A 13,681-nucleotide genomic window follows, 5' to 3' on the forward strand; every position below is an offset into this window, starting at 1 on the left:
GATATGTGGGAGGCAAAACGTCTAGGAAGCTCGGTGTTTCAAAACAGGTGGGCATGATGAGGTTCATGATGGATTTCAACCTTATTACGTCGAAACGCAGTCATGGCCGTTTTGGAGGCAATGTCTCTGTGCAGGGCCAGATTGATGTTCAGACGAACGAACGCTCCGAAATCGCGTTCTGAACCGCGTCCATTTTCTAGCACGTATCGATTGATTGCATGGGACGGTCGGCCGGGAACTTTCTCGGTCGGGTGAAAGTCCGCTCTACTAGAAACGCTCACCGTTAAGCGCCACAGACGTGGCGCTTTTTCTTATGGGGTGAACGTGGCGACCCGGTCCGGTTGTTTACCATCCGCTTGTTCGAACTTCACGCGATGGCCGTCCGCAGCTTGTTCGACCTGAAATGTATAGGCAGCGTCAGGCTCGTCTTCGAACGTCAAATCATACACGTAACCGCTTAAAGAGAGGGTGCCGTCAATCGAATACGCATCCGCCGAAATGTTATAATGAGTCGCAAGGTATTGCTCTAAGGCACGTTCGCGTTCCTCGATTTCAGTCGAGTAGCGAACGTAGAGGAAGGTGGCGAGCGTGATTGTGACGACGAGGGTGGTTCGGAAAATCGTCTCCCAGTTTTGTTTTGGCATGAGCGCATCTCCTTTCCATACAAAGATAAGAATTTCAGAATATTTTACGAAAAATTCTGACAAATTACAAGATGAAATAGTGAGGAGTGACGATATGCCGAAAATATATTGGCTCGGGACGTTCGTGAGCGGATTGATTCTCATGATGATGGGAGAAACGGGCGCTGTCCCCCGTGTTGTTCCTTATTTTTTGATGGCGCTTGGGGTGACGGGTTTTCTCGTCCAAGCTTGGTTCGAACAAAAACGACACCGCTAAGCGGCGCCGTTTTTTTGGTTACATCGATTCGAGCAGTTGGTTCAGCACTGTGTCGATGTCTGCTTGGATCGCATCGGCCTGTTGCTGCAATGTCATTAATTTCTCTAGATTGTTCGTCTCATTCATCTGGTGCAGGAGTGATCGATGCGATGCTTCGAGCTCGGTCAGGCGAGCTTCATCCGCCGCTATGTCTCGGACATGTACCGCCGTCACAGCCGATTTTGTTGATTTCGTTTTCTTAGGTGCCACTACAATTGCTTCCGGTTCGCGCTGACGTTTTTCAAGTGCATACGTCACATTTCCCGGGAAACGTGTCGCTGTCCCGTCAAGCCAATACGTGATCGGGAATAGCTTGTTCAAGAAATAGCGATCGTGCGAGACGGCGACGAGTGTACCGGTAAAGCGGTCGAGTGCGTCTTCGAGTGCCTCTCGTGCTTCGATGTCGAGATGGTTCGTCGGTTCGTCTAACACGAGCACGTTGATGTCCTCGTGCATAAGGATAGCAAGCATGAGTCGCATCTTCTCGCCGCCGCTCAAATCTTTGACCGGTTTGAAGACGCTCGCGCCATAGAAGAGGAACTGGGCCAGCAGTTGACGGGCCTTCCCTTCATCGACGGCGATGCGATCACGGAACGCCTCGATGAGCCGGTAAGAATCATCGAAGTCGATGTGTTGCGACAAGTAGCCGATTTGGGCCCGTTCCGCTCGTCGCACAGTGCCCGAGGCCGGTTCGAGGTGACCGAGCAATACTTTCAACAACGTCGACTTGCCGCTCCCATTTGGGCCGACGATGGCGATGCGTTCGCCATGACCGGCGTAAAACGAGACGTTTTCGAAGACGGTCCGGTCGTAAGTGACCGTCACATCGATTGCTTCGAACACATCGCGTCCGGTCCGACCCTGAGCCGTGAACTGAATGTCCGGTTGAACGGCCTCGAGGCGAGGGCGTTTAATCGTCTCGATGCGGGCGAGCGCTTTCTCCATCGATTTGGCACGGCGATAAAACTTCTCGTTCGGTGGATTGCCTTCGTTCGCCCACTGCCTTAGCTGGCGAATCGTTTCCTTCATCTTCTTGATTTTCTTCTGTTGTTCCGTATAGGCATGAAACTGATCGAGCAACCGTTTTTCTTTTTGGGCGACGAATGCGCTGTAGTTGCCATCGAAACTGGCCAATTCCCCGTCCTCACATTCGACGATGCGCGTGGCGACGGCGTCGAGAAACACGCGGTCGTGCGAGACGAGGAGGAGCGTGGACGGACTGTCACGAAGGAACGACTCGAGCCAAGTCATCGCTTCTAAATCGAGGTGGTTCGTCGGTTCATCTAAGATGAGCAGCTCTGGTTCTTGAAGCAACGCCAAGGCGAGCCCGACTTTTGTTCGTTCGCCACCGCTTAGTGTATCAAACGGTCTGTCGACGAAGCGGGTGAGGCGCAGTCCGTCGATCATCGCATTCACTTTCGAATCGATGGCATACCCGCCACCGTTCTCATAGCGCATCTGCAGGGCGCCGTATGTCTCCAGGAGCGCTTCGATGTCGTCACTTGAAATCATCTGTTCCTCAAGTCGTCGCATCTCGTCACCGAGTCTCGTTAACTCGGCGAACGCGGTATAGAGCACGTCTCGACCTGACTTATCGGGATGGGCGGGAATCTGGGCCAAATAGCCGATCGTCAGCCGTTGTTTTCGATAGATTGTTCCTTCATCTGGGGACTCGGTACCGACGATGAGGCGCAGGAGCGTTGTCTTGCCGCTCCCGTTCCGTCCGACGAGCCCGATTCGCTCGCCTGCGTTTACTTGAAGATTGGCATCAGTCAAGACGGCATGGCCGCCAAATTGTTTTTGAATGTGTTGTAACTCGATAAACATGAGTGGTTCCTCCTAAAGTAGAGGCCTATCAAAAAAGCCGAACGCAAAGAAGCGCTCGGCAAGAGAGAGAGGCGCTTTGTCGTATTTCAGCAATGTCTAAAAAAGAACAGACGGGTCCTGTGATTACGCGACATCGTGAAAAATCGCACGCAAAATGTACAAATGTTCTGTTGACAAATGCGTACGTCCGACAAAGTTCACCTTTCTCCCTCCTTTCAATTATCATTATGGTAAGTGTAAGCGATTTCGGTCGGTTCGGCAACTGGGGGGATACAGGAATATCAAGGGTCGATGTCGTATTATTTAACATCAGAGATTAGGGGGGAGGCACGTCATGCGTAAAGAATGGCTCGGCGCCATCAGTTTAACGCTCGCCGCCAGCATTTGGGGCGGGATGTACGTCGTCAGTAAATATGCGCTCGGCTATATCGAGCCTTTCACGCTCGTCTGGATGCGCTATGCCGTCGCGTTTGTCGTTTTATTCGTGATGTGGGGAGCGTTCGGACGCGAGCGGATTGCCCGGAGCGACTGGAAATGGATCGCGCTCGTCGGCGTCATCGGTTACGTCGCCTCGATTTCGTTCCAGTTCATCGGCACGAAACTGTCCGACGCTCATACGGGATCGCTCGTCACGGCGGCGACGCCGGCGTTCATGGTGATCTTCGCCCGAGTCATCTTAAAAGAGCGGCTCACCCCTGTCAAAATCGGGTCACTCCTGTTGGCGACGATCGGGGTCATTATCGTCGTCGGCTGGCGCGTCGAAGGCACGTATTTCATCGGTAGCCTCGTCTTGGTCGGTGCTGCCATCACATGGGCGCTCATGTCCATCTATGTGAAAATCGCTTCCGAGACGACGTCGTCGTTGACGATTACGACGTTTGCCATCGGCATCGCCTTCGTGTTGATGACGCCGCTCATGGGGATGGAAGTGGCCGCTTCCGGCTTACCGAAGATGAACATGGTGCTATGGCTCAGCGTGTTATATGTCGGCATCATCTCGACAGCCGGGGCGTTTTTCTTTTGGAACAAGGGAATCGAATTGATGGATGCGAGTGTCGGGTCGCTGTTCTTCTTTTTCCAACCACTCGTCGGCGGCTACCTCGGCTGGCTCGTCCTCGACGAAAGGCTCGATCGTAACTTCTTTATCGGTGCCGCCTGCATCGTCACGGCCGTCACGTGGTCGACACTCGCCGAACGGCGGCAAAAACGGATAAGTGACGCAAGACTCGCCTCAGAACGGTATATCCTATAAGTGAAGACGGTCGACCCGATAAGGGCCGATCGTCTTTTTAAAATCCGTGATGATCGAGTTTGTCTTCGTCGCGCTTCATCTCGAGTTCGAGCCGCTGAATCGCGAGTTTCTCTTGCTCGATTTTGAGTCGAAGTTCTTCTAAACGCGCCTTCCGTGTCTTGTTGAATGTGTCCGCGGCGATTGACACGACAACGATGACCATAATGTAGAAAAAGAAATCCATTTGTTTTCCTCCTCTTAGCGTAAGCTGAACAAATCCGTCACCAGCTGTTGCGTGATGAGCGCCTCACGCCCATCGGTCATGATCGGTGTATCGTCGGCCAATGCCGAGATAAAGTGGTCGATCGCCCCTTGGAACCCGCGTTGGGTCAAGAGCGTGTCCCATGATCCGAACGTCTTCGTCGAATGGGCGCCGTGTTCGAACCGTTGGAGCGTCACCATCTCGTCGACCGTCACGCGAAGGCCATCGTTGATTGCGACGAGTCCTTCATGATTGACACCCGCTTGGCGATGCATCGATGTCGTATGAAGACCGTGTTCATCTTGCCAGACGTGACGGGCGAAATGGAGCCCGTTCGTCTCGGTCGTCTCGATGTGCCCGGTCACGAGGCGCAAGTCGCTTCCAGCAAAATAACGTATCGTGTCGACGACGTGCAAATAGTCATCGAGCAGCGTGAACTGATAATCGTGACCGCGCAACCCGTCCCCGCGATGCTTGACGAAGTCGAGTGTGTGGAACGGGGCTGCTTCTTTCACGTGCTGATACATCGGGGCGAAGCGGCGATTGAAACCGACCATAAGCTTCCGGTTCGTCCGTTCGGCCAGCTCGACGAGACGTTCCGCCTGCTCGATCGTCGCGGCGAGCGGTTTGTCGACATACACATCGACGCCGTTCGCGAGTAGATACGAGACGATCTCGTAATGCGTCTCGGTCGAACTGTGGACGAACGCCGCATCGATGGACGCCGCGAGTTCGGGAAGTCCCGCAAACGACTCCATCCGATGGGCCCGACAAATCGCGTCGCGCTTGGCGACGGTCGGAGAATAGGCACCGATCAGTTCGAACGATGTGCTGTTCGTCAAAATCGGTAAGTAGGCTTTCTGAGCGATGCCGCCGAGACCGACGACACCAATTTTAGGCTGACGCATATGTACCACTCCTTTGCTTTCATCATAACGAAAAAAAGACCGAATGACACGTGCGCATAGTGCGTCAGGTCATTCGGTCCTTGCTTATAGGCTGGCAATGAGCACGATGTCGCCTTCGGGCGCCGTATTGCCCCGTTCGGGTTCTTTCGTGACAGCGACGGTATCCCAGTCCATCTCCGATTCGGTCGAATCGAGTGTATAGATGACCGTCCCGTTGCCTTTGTCGTCGGTGACGAACGCACCGGTCGGAATCGGAGCATCATCTTTTATAAGCCAAACTTGATACACCTCGTTCGCTTCGAGCGCATCGAGCCCGTTCGTTTGGACGATGAGCTGGCGCTGACCGTCTTGTTCGGCCAGATAAGCGACACCTTCCGATTCGCCTTCGAGCGGAACCGTCTCGGTCAACGCGATGCCGTTCGGCTCCTCTTGATTCAATAGCAGATAGCCGTTCCCGACCAAGGAGAGCATGAGTGCGGCAGCGAGGGCGAGCGCTCCCCATGGCGCCTTCTGTTTCTTCTTCGTGGCTGTGAAGGGGGTGATCGGGGTCGGTTCGTCTGGCTTCGACTCCGTCTCGTCTTCTGCGAACACATTGTCGAGGATGCGTGCCTTCATCCCGCTTGGCGGTTCAGCCGGTTCAGAGAGGAACGCGACGCCGCCGACGAGGGCCTCGAGTTGTTCGAGCTCTTCTTGACACGTTTGACATGTCGCGAGATGCGCTTCAAACCGGATGCGTTCGTCTTCCGTCAAATGCTGGTTGAAATAATCAATCAATTGGTCACAAGCGTTCATCGTTCCACCTCCTTATCATTTAAATCATGGGATAGATGCCTTCGTAACTGTTTCAACGCTAATCGAATCCTTCCTTTTACGGTACCGAGCGGGATACCGCACGCATCGGCAATCTTTTGTTGGCTGAGTCCTTGGAAATACATGAGACGGACGACTTGTTGTTGCTCGACCGGAAGCTCGGCCATCGCCGTCTCGATTTGCGTCCGCTCTTCTTGCCATTCGACCTCGGTCTCGACGGACGGGGCCGGGGAAGGGATGGCTTCAGCGTAAGACTCATCTAGTTGCAGGTCGGGTTTTCGTTTGCGAATCAAGTCGATCGTGACGTGACGGCTCATCGTGAACAGCCACGATTTGAATTTTCCTTTTGAGTCATCGTATACGCCACCACCGCGCCACAGCTTGATGAATACTTCCTGCATCGCTTCTTCGGCGAGGTCGCGGTCTTTCGTCAACTGCATGACGAAAGCATACAGGATTCGTTCGTAGCGATCATAAAGTGCTTCGAGCGCTTGTTTGTCTTTTTGCCTGACACGCTCGTACAATTCAATATCAGTCATGGCTTTCTCCTTTATGCATAAGGGAATCCCTTGTATTGATCTAACGGATGAAACCGTGAAATGGATGCCTATTTGAGGTGACTATTTTGTGAACTGTCGTTATGTAGTCCCGTGCTTAACGGGAGCATGTCGACGTCGCGTCGCCGAGTCGGCGGAACAGTTTCAAATTCAAGGCACTGAGCAATCGATACGTCACGTAACTGGATAGCGTCGCCGTGAGGATCGTGACGAGAAGTGCGGGTCCGTTCGAGAGCCATTGTTGCCAGACCGGATACGTTCGTATCCCGAATAAAAAGGCGAAGACGAGCCCGAACCCAATGAGCATTCCGCTATACTGACAGTAGTAGCGGCTTAATCGGTTTTTCATTATGTCACGTCCTTTCTCTCTTTTACTATACGAGATGGGGTATGACGACACAAGGAGGATGACTATGAAACGATTTATCGAGGAGGGGCGGACGCTCATCTGTTTTGATTTCGACGAGACGTACTTCCCGCATGCTTGCTCCGCGAAGCAGTTGAAGCACTTGCGGCAACTCGAAGATTTTCTCGAGAATCATTCACATCGTCTGTCGACGATGTGGGTGACGGGAAGTTCGCTTGAGACGATTATAGAGAAAGTGAAGCGGGCCGAGATGCGGTACTTCCCGCATCGGATCGCGGCAAGTCTCGGCACGGAACTTTATCAAGTGACGGCGACGGGGCAATTGGAGCTTGATCCCGGTTATTCGTCACGATTCCCGCACGATTTTTCGACCCGTGTCGACCATGTCGTCGACAGACTAGGGCGAACGCTTGCGATTGAACCGCAAGCGAATCTCGGGACAAGTGCTTGGATGCATAATTACTATTATCATGGCGAATCGGAGGCCGAGCTCGCACTCATTCGTTCAGCCGCAAGTGACTTTGGAATCGCCGTCAACGTCAGTCGGTGCAATCCGCTCGCCGGAGACCCGGATGGCGCCTACGATATCGATTTTATCCCACAAGGAGCGGGAAAAATCGCTGCGGTCGACTACGTGTGCGACCGATATGCGTTTCAGACCGAGCACGCCTATGCGTTCGGTGATAGTGGGAACGACTTGGGGATGTTGAGGTATGTCGGCAACGGCTATGTGCTTGGCAACGGGACGGAAGAAGCCAAACGAGAACATGGTCGTGTCACCGAGGGCATGTATGCGGATGGGATTCTAGAAGTGTTACATCGAGCGATGCGATAGACGAACTTAAGCGCTGGCGACTAAGCGTAGCGCCACAGTCTCCACCCGCTCGAACAAATGGGCTTTCAGCCGGTGGGTCGTCAAATCGAGAGGGAGACGCCGTTTCCAGAGATCAGTGAACACCTCGGATAGGACGGCCTCGGCCAAGTCGGCTCGCGTCGTCAAGCGGAGGGCGAGTGAGTATAAGATGCGCTCATAGCGGTCGTAAAGCAGTTCTAGCGCTGAAGTGTCGCGGTTTAACAATCGTGCGTATAAATCGTGATCGGATATGAATGACATGGTGAACTCCTTTAGGAATGAGACTGTCTCGTGGTTTGAGTTGCGGGCAAATGACGTAACCTTCTTATTTCACTTATGGCGTGAACGTAAACGGTTACTTGCCGATTCGGGCACATTCAAAAACACCCAACGTTCCGCTGATGGGCGGTCGATTGGGTGTTTGTTGTTAAAACGACGTATAGCAGTGAGGGCATGTCTGGGTGTTCCCACCGGACCGTTTGAACGTTTTCTTACAGTTCGGACAAGTGACGGTCACACTTTCTGTCCCGAATAGACTGCCACGATTAAATAAGACATTTCGTAAATTCGGCAAGGCCTTGGCGGCAAAAATCATGGAGATAAATAAGACGGCGGCCAAAACGGCCAACATGACATAGGTCATAACGGGCGTACCCCTTTCGTGAAACATTCATTTCTTCTAGCATACGGGAAATTGTTCAAACGCACACCTCTAGACTGGAATTAAGAACAAACGTTCGTTATAATAAAGGTAACAAAGGAGGGAGATAGGATGAGGCAAGAAGTCATGCGTTGGATGCGAAATGGACGAGTCGTGGAAATGGTGTATATGGATCGGAATGGGGTCATTTCAAAGCGACGCGTCAAACTGATGAAGTTGCAAGGCGATCGACTCGTCGGCTGGGATGTGAAAAAGCAGGCCCGTCGGACGTTTTGTATGGACCGTGTCCTCGCCTGTCTCCCGACGATCGAACGTGCCAACGGACGAGAGGAGAGAATCGGATGACACCACTTCCGAAATGTTCGGCACCGGCTGAACGGGCGCTCCAGGCCGCTTATATCGATACGCTCGAACAGTTGGCCACCTATACAAAGCAAGAGATTTCGGCGTTGCACGGCGTCGGACCGAGTGTGTTGCTGGTTTTGGAGTCTGCGCTCCATGAGCAAGGACTTCGGTTCACCGACAGCGAAATACATTCCTAGTCCCGTCCTGGACTAGGAATTTTTTGGTTGGGCGATTGTATTGCACGTAAAAAGGGAAGTAATATATTTGTCATCTCCATTACAGCCTAATATCTAGTACCATGACGATAAGGTTTGCGAACCTAGCGACACCCATGAGAAAGGAAGTACACAGCATGAGGACGAAACGTTTATCCGCCATTCTAGGAAATGAGATGGATGACATCGAACGCGATCCATGGGTGACCGGAATTGAGACAGATTCCAGAAAGGTCAGTCCAGGGAATTTATTTATCTGTATCCGCGGTTATACAGTGGACGGACATGAATTCGCTGAGGACGCCGTCTCCAAAGGAGCGGTTGCTGTCATCTCGGAATACCCGCTTGACCTTGAGGTGCCGAACCTTGTCGTCGCGGACACGAAGCGGACAGCCGGCGTGGTGGCCAGTGCTTTTTATGACCACCCTTCACATCGGATGCGCATTTATGGTGTCACCGGTACGAACGGGAAGACGACGACTGCGACGTTGACATATGATTTATTTCGTCTGTCCGGACGACCGGTCGGGATTGTCAGTACGATCGGAGCACGTTATAAAGATCAAACATTAAAAACCCCTAACACGACGCCGGAAGCCGTCGTCTTACATCGGATTTTGGCCGAAATGGCGGATGCCGGCGTGACCGACTGTGTCGTCGAAGTCTCTTCGCATGCGATGATGGAAGGACGTGTCGAAGGCGTCCGATTTCACGCGGCGGCGTTCACGAATTTGACGCATGACCACTTGGATTATCATCGCTCAATGGACGAATATGCCCGGGCCAAAGCCCGATTGTTCGAACAAGTCGAAACGACAGATGGGGACGCCATTATCTTGAACGCCGAAGATCCGGCCAGTAAGACGATGGCCGCGTTTGCCCCGACCCGTCGACGCATTATGTATAGCACGCATGCGGACGTACCCGCTGATATTCAAGTCATTTGGCATGACCAGACGGTCGTCGTCAAAATGAACGAGCTAACGATCGAGGCGCCAGTTCGCTTCATGGGCGCATTCAATGCCGCCAACTTGGCCGCGGCCATCGGTCTCGTCTCGACGTCGGAACTGATGTTGCGTTCGATTATCGCCAACGTACCGGGACTCACACTTCCGAAAGGGCGCCTCGAACGACTCGATACAGAGGACGCCGAGATTTATATCGATTATGCGCATACACCGGACGGGCTTGAGAAATGTCTGTCGACGCTTCAGCAAGGGGAGCGCGAACTCGTTGTCGTCTTAAGTGCGGCGGGCGACCGAGATCCGACTAAGCGGGCGGAGATGGGCCGCATCGCGAGTCGCTATTCCGACGATTTGATCGTGACCGTGCATGACGTGCGGACGGAAGACCCGAAGCACATCATCGACGGGTTACTTCAAGGCGTTGACGCGAATACGCATTATGTGGCGTTCGAGGAGCGACGAGATGCCCTGCGTCACGCAGCGCAACAAGCGCTCGTCGGCAAACGGATCGTCGTCGTCGGAAAAGGGCATGACCATGTCGAACGCGTCGGTCAAGAATCGATTCCTTTCAACGAATCCGATATTTTATTAGAAGAACTGAAAAAACGAAAAGGCCAAGAACCGGCCGTTTAACGAAACGATGACAGCTGTCATCGTTTTTTAATGTGTCATTTTAGGAAAAGAAGGTAATAACTACTAATGTAACGATATCGAAGGAGGAGAACAGACATGTCAGTTTTGTATAAAGAGTTTACAAATGATGAAGAAGTCGTGACCGCCATTCAATCGATGAAAACGAAAGGGATTGAGGACAAGCACATTTATGTCATCACCCACGACGATGACCGGACCGACCGTGTGGCCGATAACGCCGACGCGAATACGGTAACGGCATCAGACGTTGGCCTGGGGACGGCCGCGAAAAATGTATTCCGCAAAAAAGGCGATGAGCTTCGGGCCCAGTTCGAACAGCTCGGTTTCTCATCGACTGAAGCGGATCAACTTGAGAAGAAATTAGACCAAGGCAAGGTGATCGTCGTCGTCAAAGATGCACCAGCCGGATTCACTTTATAATTCCACCACCATGGAGAATACAGAGACAGGGCTGAATCGATGGATTCAGCCCTGTTTGTATTAGTCGTGGATGCGGACGACGGTCCGGCCGCTCAGTTCGCCGCGCATCATCGCCTCGGCGTGACGAGGGACATCGTGGAGCGGAATCTCGTGGACCATATGGTTGAGCACGTTAGAATCGAGTAGCTCACCCAGTCGATTCCACGCCTTCAGACGTCGTTCGATTGGCTGCATGACGGAGTCGATGCCGATTAATTTGACTCCTCGTAAAATAAACGGATAAACAGTTGTTGGAAGGTCGGAACCGCCGACAAGTCCACAAGCTGCAACGGCACCTTCATAACGCGTTTGACTCAAAATATTCGCAAGAGTGGCCCCACCAATCGAATCGATTGCCGCATCAAACCGCTGTCGAGCTAACGGACGAACCGCTCCCTCAAGTTCGTGCCGATCGATGACGGTATCAACGCCAAGTGCTTGCAAGTAAGGGGAGTCTATTTTTCCTGTTGATGCAATGACGTGGTAGCCGAGTTTACGAAGTAAAATGATTGAAAAACTACCTACGCCCCCGGTTGCGCCGGTTACGAGCACTTCTTCCCCTGGACGAACACCGGCGTGTTCGAGCGCATCGATTGACAGCATAGCCGTCAGTCCAGGCGTCCCGATTGCAATGGCATCTCGCATGCCCATACCTTTAGGCAGTTTCACAAGCCAATTTCCGGGAACTTGTGCAACTTGGCTGAAACCGCCGAAATGCCGTTCACCGATCCCGAAACCGGTCGCGATGACTTCATCGCCGGCTTTGAAATCAAGATGGTCGGACTCGACGACTTTGCCTACGAACTCGCACCCGGGGATGAACGGGTATTGATTGACGATTTTTCCGGGCTCGGTAAGACCGAGGGCGTCCTTATAATTGAGTGCGGAATAGTGGACCTCGACGAGGACGTTCCCGTCTTCTTCTTTTGGAAGGGCGTCGAGCTTGACGTCGGTCACCGTGGAATGGAGACGGTCGTCTGTCTTGTTGAGAACGAGTGCTTGAAATGAATCTTTCATGTGATTGACCCTCTTTTCTGTATTTGTAATTTTTTACTCTATCAGTTTACCCTTCATAAATAAATATATGCACGAATGTTTCGTTCTAACGGGGAGTGGAATGGTACAATGAAAGAGATTCAACTAGAGTGAGGAGGAATGAAGCATGCGGCACGACGACTATGAGTTTGATGAAGAAGTAGAAGAAGGCGAATTGTTTAACGTATACGACATTCTGCCACCGGATGGAACCATTCTTGAGATGGCTACGGCCGAAGAGATGGTACGTGCGGCGGAGCTCGAGGCGACGCATAATGCGCTCGAGCGAATCCAAGACTCAAACTTCCAGTTGTCAGGAATCACTTTTAAAGAGTTGCTGGCAGAGTTCGAGCGATACGAGCAAGAATCGATGGAATTCTGGACAGGCGTTTATAGCCGATTGCGCATTCCATGGGCATGGACGATTCGAATCGATGTGGCCAACGGTCCGATTCACGTCGTCAATGACCGCGACATCTTTATCGATGAAGCAGACTTCGAAGAGTACGATTTCGAAGAATATGCTGATGATGATTACGAAGACGAAAACACAGACAATCAATGAATCCAAAAACGTCTTTCCCTCATTCGGGGAAAGACGTTTTTTTGCTGTCGAGGAACGTTGTGCGAATGCGTGTCATTTCCGTCGCCCCGAACCAAAGTCCGACGCTACATAAGATGGCAACACCGCTCACCATCGCTCCGACAACCGCCGTGTCCCCAATCATCGTGAACGACAACCCGAGACTGAACAAGCCGAAAAATAATAATCCTCCTGCAATCGTCTTCATGACTTAGCCACCCTTTCTCGTTTCATCTGTCTCTAGTGTAGGCGGTAGAGTCTGAAAAGGGTGACTGAATTTCATGCCAGGTCAAAAATCAATCAAGGTCATAGACGGAATACGTCTTGCCATTCTCGAACGGCTCGTCTAGCAAGTGTTTTGCCAAGATACGGGCGACTGTCTGAGGGGTGCGCAATCGTCCTTCCGTCATATAGGAGCGGAACTGTTCCACGTCACGGAACGCGTCTTCTGACGAGGCCCGGATGCTTTCCTGCATCGCGGTGTCCATCACGCCCGGATTGAACAAGGCGATCTTGTCGTCCGTATTGGTCAATTCAAGGGCGACCGTCTCGGTGAAATGATCGAGTCCGGCTTTCGTCGCGCAGTAGGCACTCCAGCCCGAGATGGCGCGCTTGGCGGCCCCAGAGGTCACATGGATGAGCGAGACGGGCAGGTCGTACGTGAGCACCGCGTTCGTCAATAACATCGGGGCGAGCAGATTGGCTTGGACGTGGGCGATGAGCTGATTCGGATTCATATGGCCGGCCCGATGAATCGGTTCAATCAAGGCTGCGTTTTGAACGACGAGCAAGGACGTCGCCTGTTCGATGAGCGGCTTCATCTGTTCGAGCGCGACCATCGTGCTCTCAGGATTTGATAAATCGACCTCGACGTGACGGAACGTGGCGTCGGCCGCCTGCGTCCGTGAAAAGTTGACGACCTCGTAATCCCGCTTCAATAGTTCCTCGGCAACGGCACGGCCGAGACCGCGCGACGCTCCGGTCACAATGGCAAGTTTCATCAAAATTCC

General features: G+C 52.7%; 20 protein-coding genes. 8 read left to right on the forward strand and 12 right to left on the reverse strand.

All coding sequences use genetic code 11. The features are described 5' to 3' along the window. Nucleotides 1–311: 311 nt before the first annotated feature. Nucleotides 312–644, reverse strand: a complete 333-nt coding sequence (locus KNP86_RS07420; protein WP_214753503.1) for a hypothetical protein — start codon at nt 642–644, stop codon at nt 312–314. Between the two features lie 94 nt (nt 645–738). Between KNP86_RS07420 and KNP86_RS07425 the strand changes: the two genes are divergently transcribed. After that, complete coding sequence (locus KNP86_RS07425; protein WP_214753505.1) at nt 739–900, forward strand: hypothetical protein; 162 nt, start codon at nt 739–741, stop codon at nt 898–900. Between the two features lie 18 nt (nt 901–918). Here KNP86_RS07425 and abc-f read toward each other — a convergent pair whose 3' ends face one another. Then, nucleotides 919–2,766, reverse strand: coding sequence for a ribosomal protection-like ABC-F family protein (gene abc-f / locus KNP86_RS07430; RefSeq protein ID WP_214753507.1), 1,848 nt, complete (start codon nt 2,764–2,766; stop codon nt 919–921). A gap of 334 nt (nt 2,767–3,100) precedes the next feature. Here abc-f and KNP86_RS07435 point away from each other — a divergent pair, with 334 nt between their 5' ends. After that, nucleotides 3,101–4,018, forward strand: a complete 918-nt coding sequence (locus KNP86_RS07435) for a DMT family transporter (RefSeq protein WP_214753509.1) — start codon at nt 3,101–3,103, stop codon at nt 4,016–4,018. Between the two features lie 37 nt (nt 4,019–4,055). Here KNP86_RS07435 and KNP86_RS07440 read toward each other — a convergent pair whose 3' ends face one another. The 5 genes from KNP86_RS07440 to KNP86_RS07460 form a co-directional block, all read right to left on the reverse strand. Next, complete coding sequence (locus KNP86_RS07440; RefSeq protein WP_021065953.1) at nt 4,056–4,241, reverse strand: hypothetical protein; 186 nt, start codon at nt 4,239–4,241, stop codon at nt 4,056–4,058. Nucleotides 4,242–4,255: 14 nt separating this feature from the next. Next, on the reverse strand, nt 4,256–5,167 hold the full coding sequence (locus KNP86_RS07445) for a Gfo/Idh/MocA family protein (protein WP_214753511.1): 912 nt from the start codon (nt 5,165–5,167) through the stop codon (nt 4,256–4,258). Nucleotides 5,168–5,251: 84 nt separating this feature from the next. Continuing rightward, entirely contained in the window at nt 5,252–5,959 is a 708-nt protein-coding gene (locus KNP86_RS07450) for an anti-sigma factor (RefSeq protein ID WP_214753512.1), read from the reverse strand. Further along, nucleotides 5,956–6,516 carry an RNA polymerase sigma factor gene (locus KNP86_RS07455; protein WP_214753513.1) on the reverse strand — a complete coding sequence of 187 codons (561 nt, stop codon included), beginning with the start codon at nt 6,514–6,516 and terminating at the stop codon, nt 5,956–5,958. The genes KNP86_RS07450 and KNP86_RS07455 overlap by 4 nt, the downstream gene beginning before the upstream one ends. 115 nt (nt 6,517–6,631) lie before the next feature. Then, nucleotides 6,632–6,883 carry a hypothetical protein gene (locus KNP86_RS07460; RefSeq protein WP_214753514.1) on the reverse strand — a complete coding sequence of 84 codons (252 nt, stop codon included), beginning with the start codon at nt 6,881–6,883 and terminating at the stop codon, nt 6,632–6,634. A gap of 64 nt (nt 6,884–6,947) precedes the next feature. Here KNP86_RS07460 and KNP86_RS07465 point away from each other — a divergent pair, with 64 nt between their 5' ends. Next, complete coding sequence (locus tag KNP86_RS07465) at nt 6,948–7,736, forward strand: HAD-IIB family hydrolase (protein ID WP_214753515.1); 789 nt, start codon at nt 6,948–6,950, stop codon at nt 7,734–7,736. A 6-nt stretch (nt 7,737–7,742) separates the two neighbouring features. Here KNP86_RS07465 and KNP86_RS07470 read toward each other — a convergent pair whose 3' ends face one another. Together KNP86_RS07470 and KNP86_RS07475 are read right to left on the reverse strand one after the other, a co-directional pair. Next, nucleotides 7,743–8,015 carry a sigma factor gene (locus KNP86_RS07470; RefSeq protein WP_214753517.1) on the reverse strand — a complete coding sequence of 91 codons (273 nt, stop codon included), beginning with the start codon at nt 8,013–8,015 and terminating at the stop codon, nt 7,743–7,745. A 166-nt stretch (nt 8,016–8,181) separates the two neighbouring features. Continuing rightward, nucleotides 8,182–8,397 (reverse strand): DUF2614 family zinc ribbon-containing protein, encoded by a 216-nt coding sequence (locus KNP86_RS07475; RefSeq protein ID WP_251130460.1) that lies wholly within the window; start codon nt 8,395–8,397, stop codon nt 8,182–8,184. A gap of 129 nt (nt 8,398–8,526) precedes the next feature. Between KNP86_RS07475 and KNP86_RS07480 the strand changes: the two genes are divergently transcribed. From KNP86_RS07480 to KNP86_RS07495, 4 genes are all read left to right on the forward strand, one after another. After that, entirely contained in the window at nt 8,527–8,760 is a 234-nt protein-coding gene (locus KNP86_RS07480) for a WYL domain-containing protein (protein WP_214753519.1), read from the forward strand. Beyond that, nucleotides 8,757–8,957, forward strand: a complete 201-nt coding sequence (locus tag KNP86_RS07485) for a helix-hairpin-helix domain-containing protein (protein WP_214753521.1) — start codon at nt 8,757–8,759, stop codon at nt 8,955–8,957. Before KNP86_RS07480 ends, KNP86_RS07485 begins: the two co-directional genes overlap by 4 nt. Before the next feature lie 155 nt (nt 8,958–9,112). Continuing rightward, entirely contained in the window at nt 9,113–10,573 is a 1,461-nt protein-coding gene (locus KNP86_RS07490) for a UDP-N-acetylmuramoyl-L-alanyl-D-glutamate--2,6-diaminopimelate ligase (protein ID WP_214753522.1), read from the forward strand. A 96-nt stretch (nt 10,574–10,669) separates the two neighbouring features. Continuing rightward, the gene (locus KNP86_RS07495) at nt 10,670–11,014 is read left to right on the forward strand and encodes a YflT domain-containing protein (RefSeq protein WP_214753524.1); all 345 of its coding nucleotides are present in this window, start codon (nt 10,670–10,672) and stop codon (nt 11,012–11,014) included. Nucleotides 11,015–11,074: 60 nt separating this feature from the next. Here KNP86_RS07495 and KNP86_RS07500 read toward each other — a convergent pair whose 3' ends face one another. Continuing rightward, nucleotides 11,075–12,070, reverse strand: coding sequence for an MDR family oxidoreductase (locus KNP86_RS07500; RefSeq protein WP_214753527.1), 996 nt, complete (start codon nt 12,068–12,070; stop codon nt 11,075–11,077). A 145-nt stretch (nt 12,071–12,215) separates the two neighbouring features. Here KNP86_RS07500 and KNP86_RS07505 point away from each other — a divergent pair, with 145 nt between their 5' ends. Then, nucleotides 12,216–12,653 carry a hypothetical protein gene (locus KNP86_RS07505; RefSeq protein WP_214753528.1) on the forward strand — a complete coding sequence of 146 codons (438 nt, stop codon included), beginning with the start codon at nt 12,216–12,218 and terminating at the stop codon, nt 12,651–12,653. A gap of 19 nt (nt 12,654–12,672) precedes the next feature. On the opposite strand, the gene KNP86_RS07510 is transcribed toward KNP86_RS07505, so the two are convergent. Both KNP86_RS07510 and KNP86_RS07515 read right to left on the reverse strand, forming a co-directional pair. Then, the gene (locus KNP86_RS07510; RefSeq protein WP_214753530.1) at nt 12,673–12,879 is read right to left on the reverse strand and encodes a hypothetical protein; all 207 of its coding nucleotides are present in this window, start codon (nt 12,877–12,879) and stop codon (nt 12,673–12,675) included. Nucleotides 12,880–12,967: 88 nt separating this feature from the next. Next, nucleotides 12,968–13,672, reverse strand: a complete 705-nt coding sequence (locus KNP86_RS07515; protein WP_214753531.1) for an SDR family NAD(P)-dependent oxidoreductase — start codon at nt 13,670–13,672, stop codon at nt 12,968–12,970. Nucleotides 13,673–13,681: the final 9 nt, after the last annotated feature.

Source organism: Exiguobacterium sp. s16 (genome assembly GCF_018618115.1).
Classification (GTDB): Bacteria; Bacillota; Bacilli; order Exiguobacteriales; family Exiguobacteriaceae; genus Exiguobacterium; species Exiguobacterium mexicanum_A.

Coding starts and splice junctions, on each gene's coding strand:
- KNP86_RS07420 (WP_214753503.1), bottom strand. CDS start 644: ATGCCAAAACAAAACTGGGAGACGATTTTCCGAACCACCCTCGTCGTC.
- KNP86_RS07425 (WP_214753505.1), top strand. CDS start 739: ATGCCGAAAATATATTGGCTCGGGACGTTCGTGAGCGGATTGATTCTC.
- abc-f (WP_214753507.1), bottom strand. CDS start 2,766: ATGTTTATCGAGTTACAACACATTCAAAAACAATTTGGCGGCCATGCC.
- KNP86_RS07435 (WP_214753509.1), top strand. CDS start 3,101: ATGCGTAAAGAATGGCTCGGCGCCATCAGTTTAACGCTCGCCGCCAGC.
- KNP86_RS07440 (WP_021065953.1), bottom strand. CDS start 4,241: ATGGATTTCTTTTTCTACATTATGGTCATCGTTGTCGTGTCAATCGCC.
- KNP86_RS07445 (WP_214753511.1), bottom strand. CDS start 5,167: ATGCGTCAGCCTAAAATTGGTGTCGTCGGTCTCGGCGGCATCGCTCAG.
- KNP86_RS07450 (WP_214753512.1), bottom strand. CDS start 5,959: ATGAACGCTTGTGACCAATTGATTGATTATTTCAACCAGCATTTGACG.
- KNP86_RS07455 (WP_214753513.1), bottom strand. CDS start 6,516: ATGACTGATATTGAATTGTACGAGCGTGTCAGGCAAAAAGACAAACAA.
- KNP86_RS07460 (WP_214753514.1), bottom strand. CDS start 6,883: ATGAAAAACCGATTAAGCCGCTACTACTGTCAGTATAGCGGAATGCTC.
- KNP86_RS07465 (WP_214753515.1), top strand. CDS start 6,948: ATGAAACGATTTATCGAGGAGGGGCGGACGCTCATCTGTTTTGATTTC.
- KNP86_RS07470 (WP_214753517.1), bottom strand. CDS start 8,015: ATGTCATTCATATCCGATCACGATTTATACGCACGATTGTTAAACCGC.
- KNP86_RS07475 (WP_251130460.1), bottom strand. CDS start 8,397: ATGACCTATGTCATGTTGGCCGTTTTGGCCGCCGTCTTATTTATCTCC.
- KNP86_RS07480 (WP_214753519.1), top strand. CDS start 8,527: ATGAGGCAAGAAGTCATGCGTTGGATGCGAAATGGACGAGTCGTGGAA.
- KNP86_RS07485 (WP_214753521.1), top strand. CDS start 8,757: ATGACACCACTTCCGAAATGTTCGGCACCGGCTGAACGGGCGCTCCAG.
- KNP86_RS07490 (WP_214753522.1), top strand. CDS start 9,113: ATGAGGACGAAACGTTTATCCGCCATTCTAGGAAATGAGATGGATGAC.
- KNP86_RS07495 (WP_214753524.1), top strand. CDS start 10,670: ATGTCAGTTTTGTATAAAGAGTTTACAAATGATGAAGAAGTCGTGACC.
- KNP86_RS07500 (WP_214753527.1), bottom strand. CDS start 12,070: ATGAAAGATTCATTTCAAGCACTCGTTCTCAACAAGACAGACGACCGT.
- KNP86_RS07505 (WP_214753528.1), top strand. CDS start 12,216: ATGCGGCACGACGACTATGAGTTTGATGAAGAAGTAGAAGAAGGCGAA.
- KNP86_RS07510 (WP_214753530.1), bottom strand. CDS start 12,879: ATGAAGACGATTGCAGGAGGATTATTATTTTTCGGCTTGTTCAGTCTC.
- KNP86_RS07515 (WP_214753531.1), bottom strand. CDS start 13,672: ATGAAACTTGCCATTGTGACCGGAGCGTCGCGCGGTCTCGGCCGTGCC.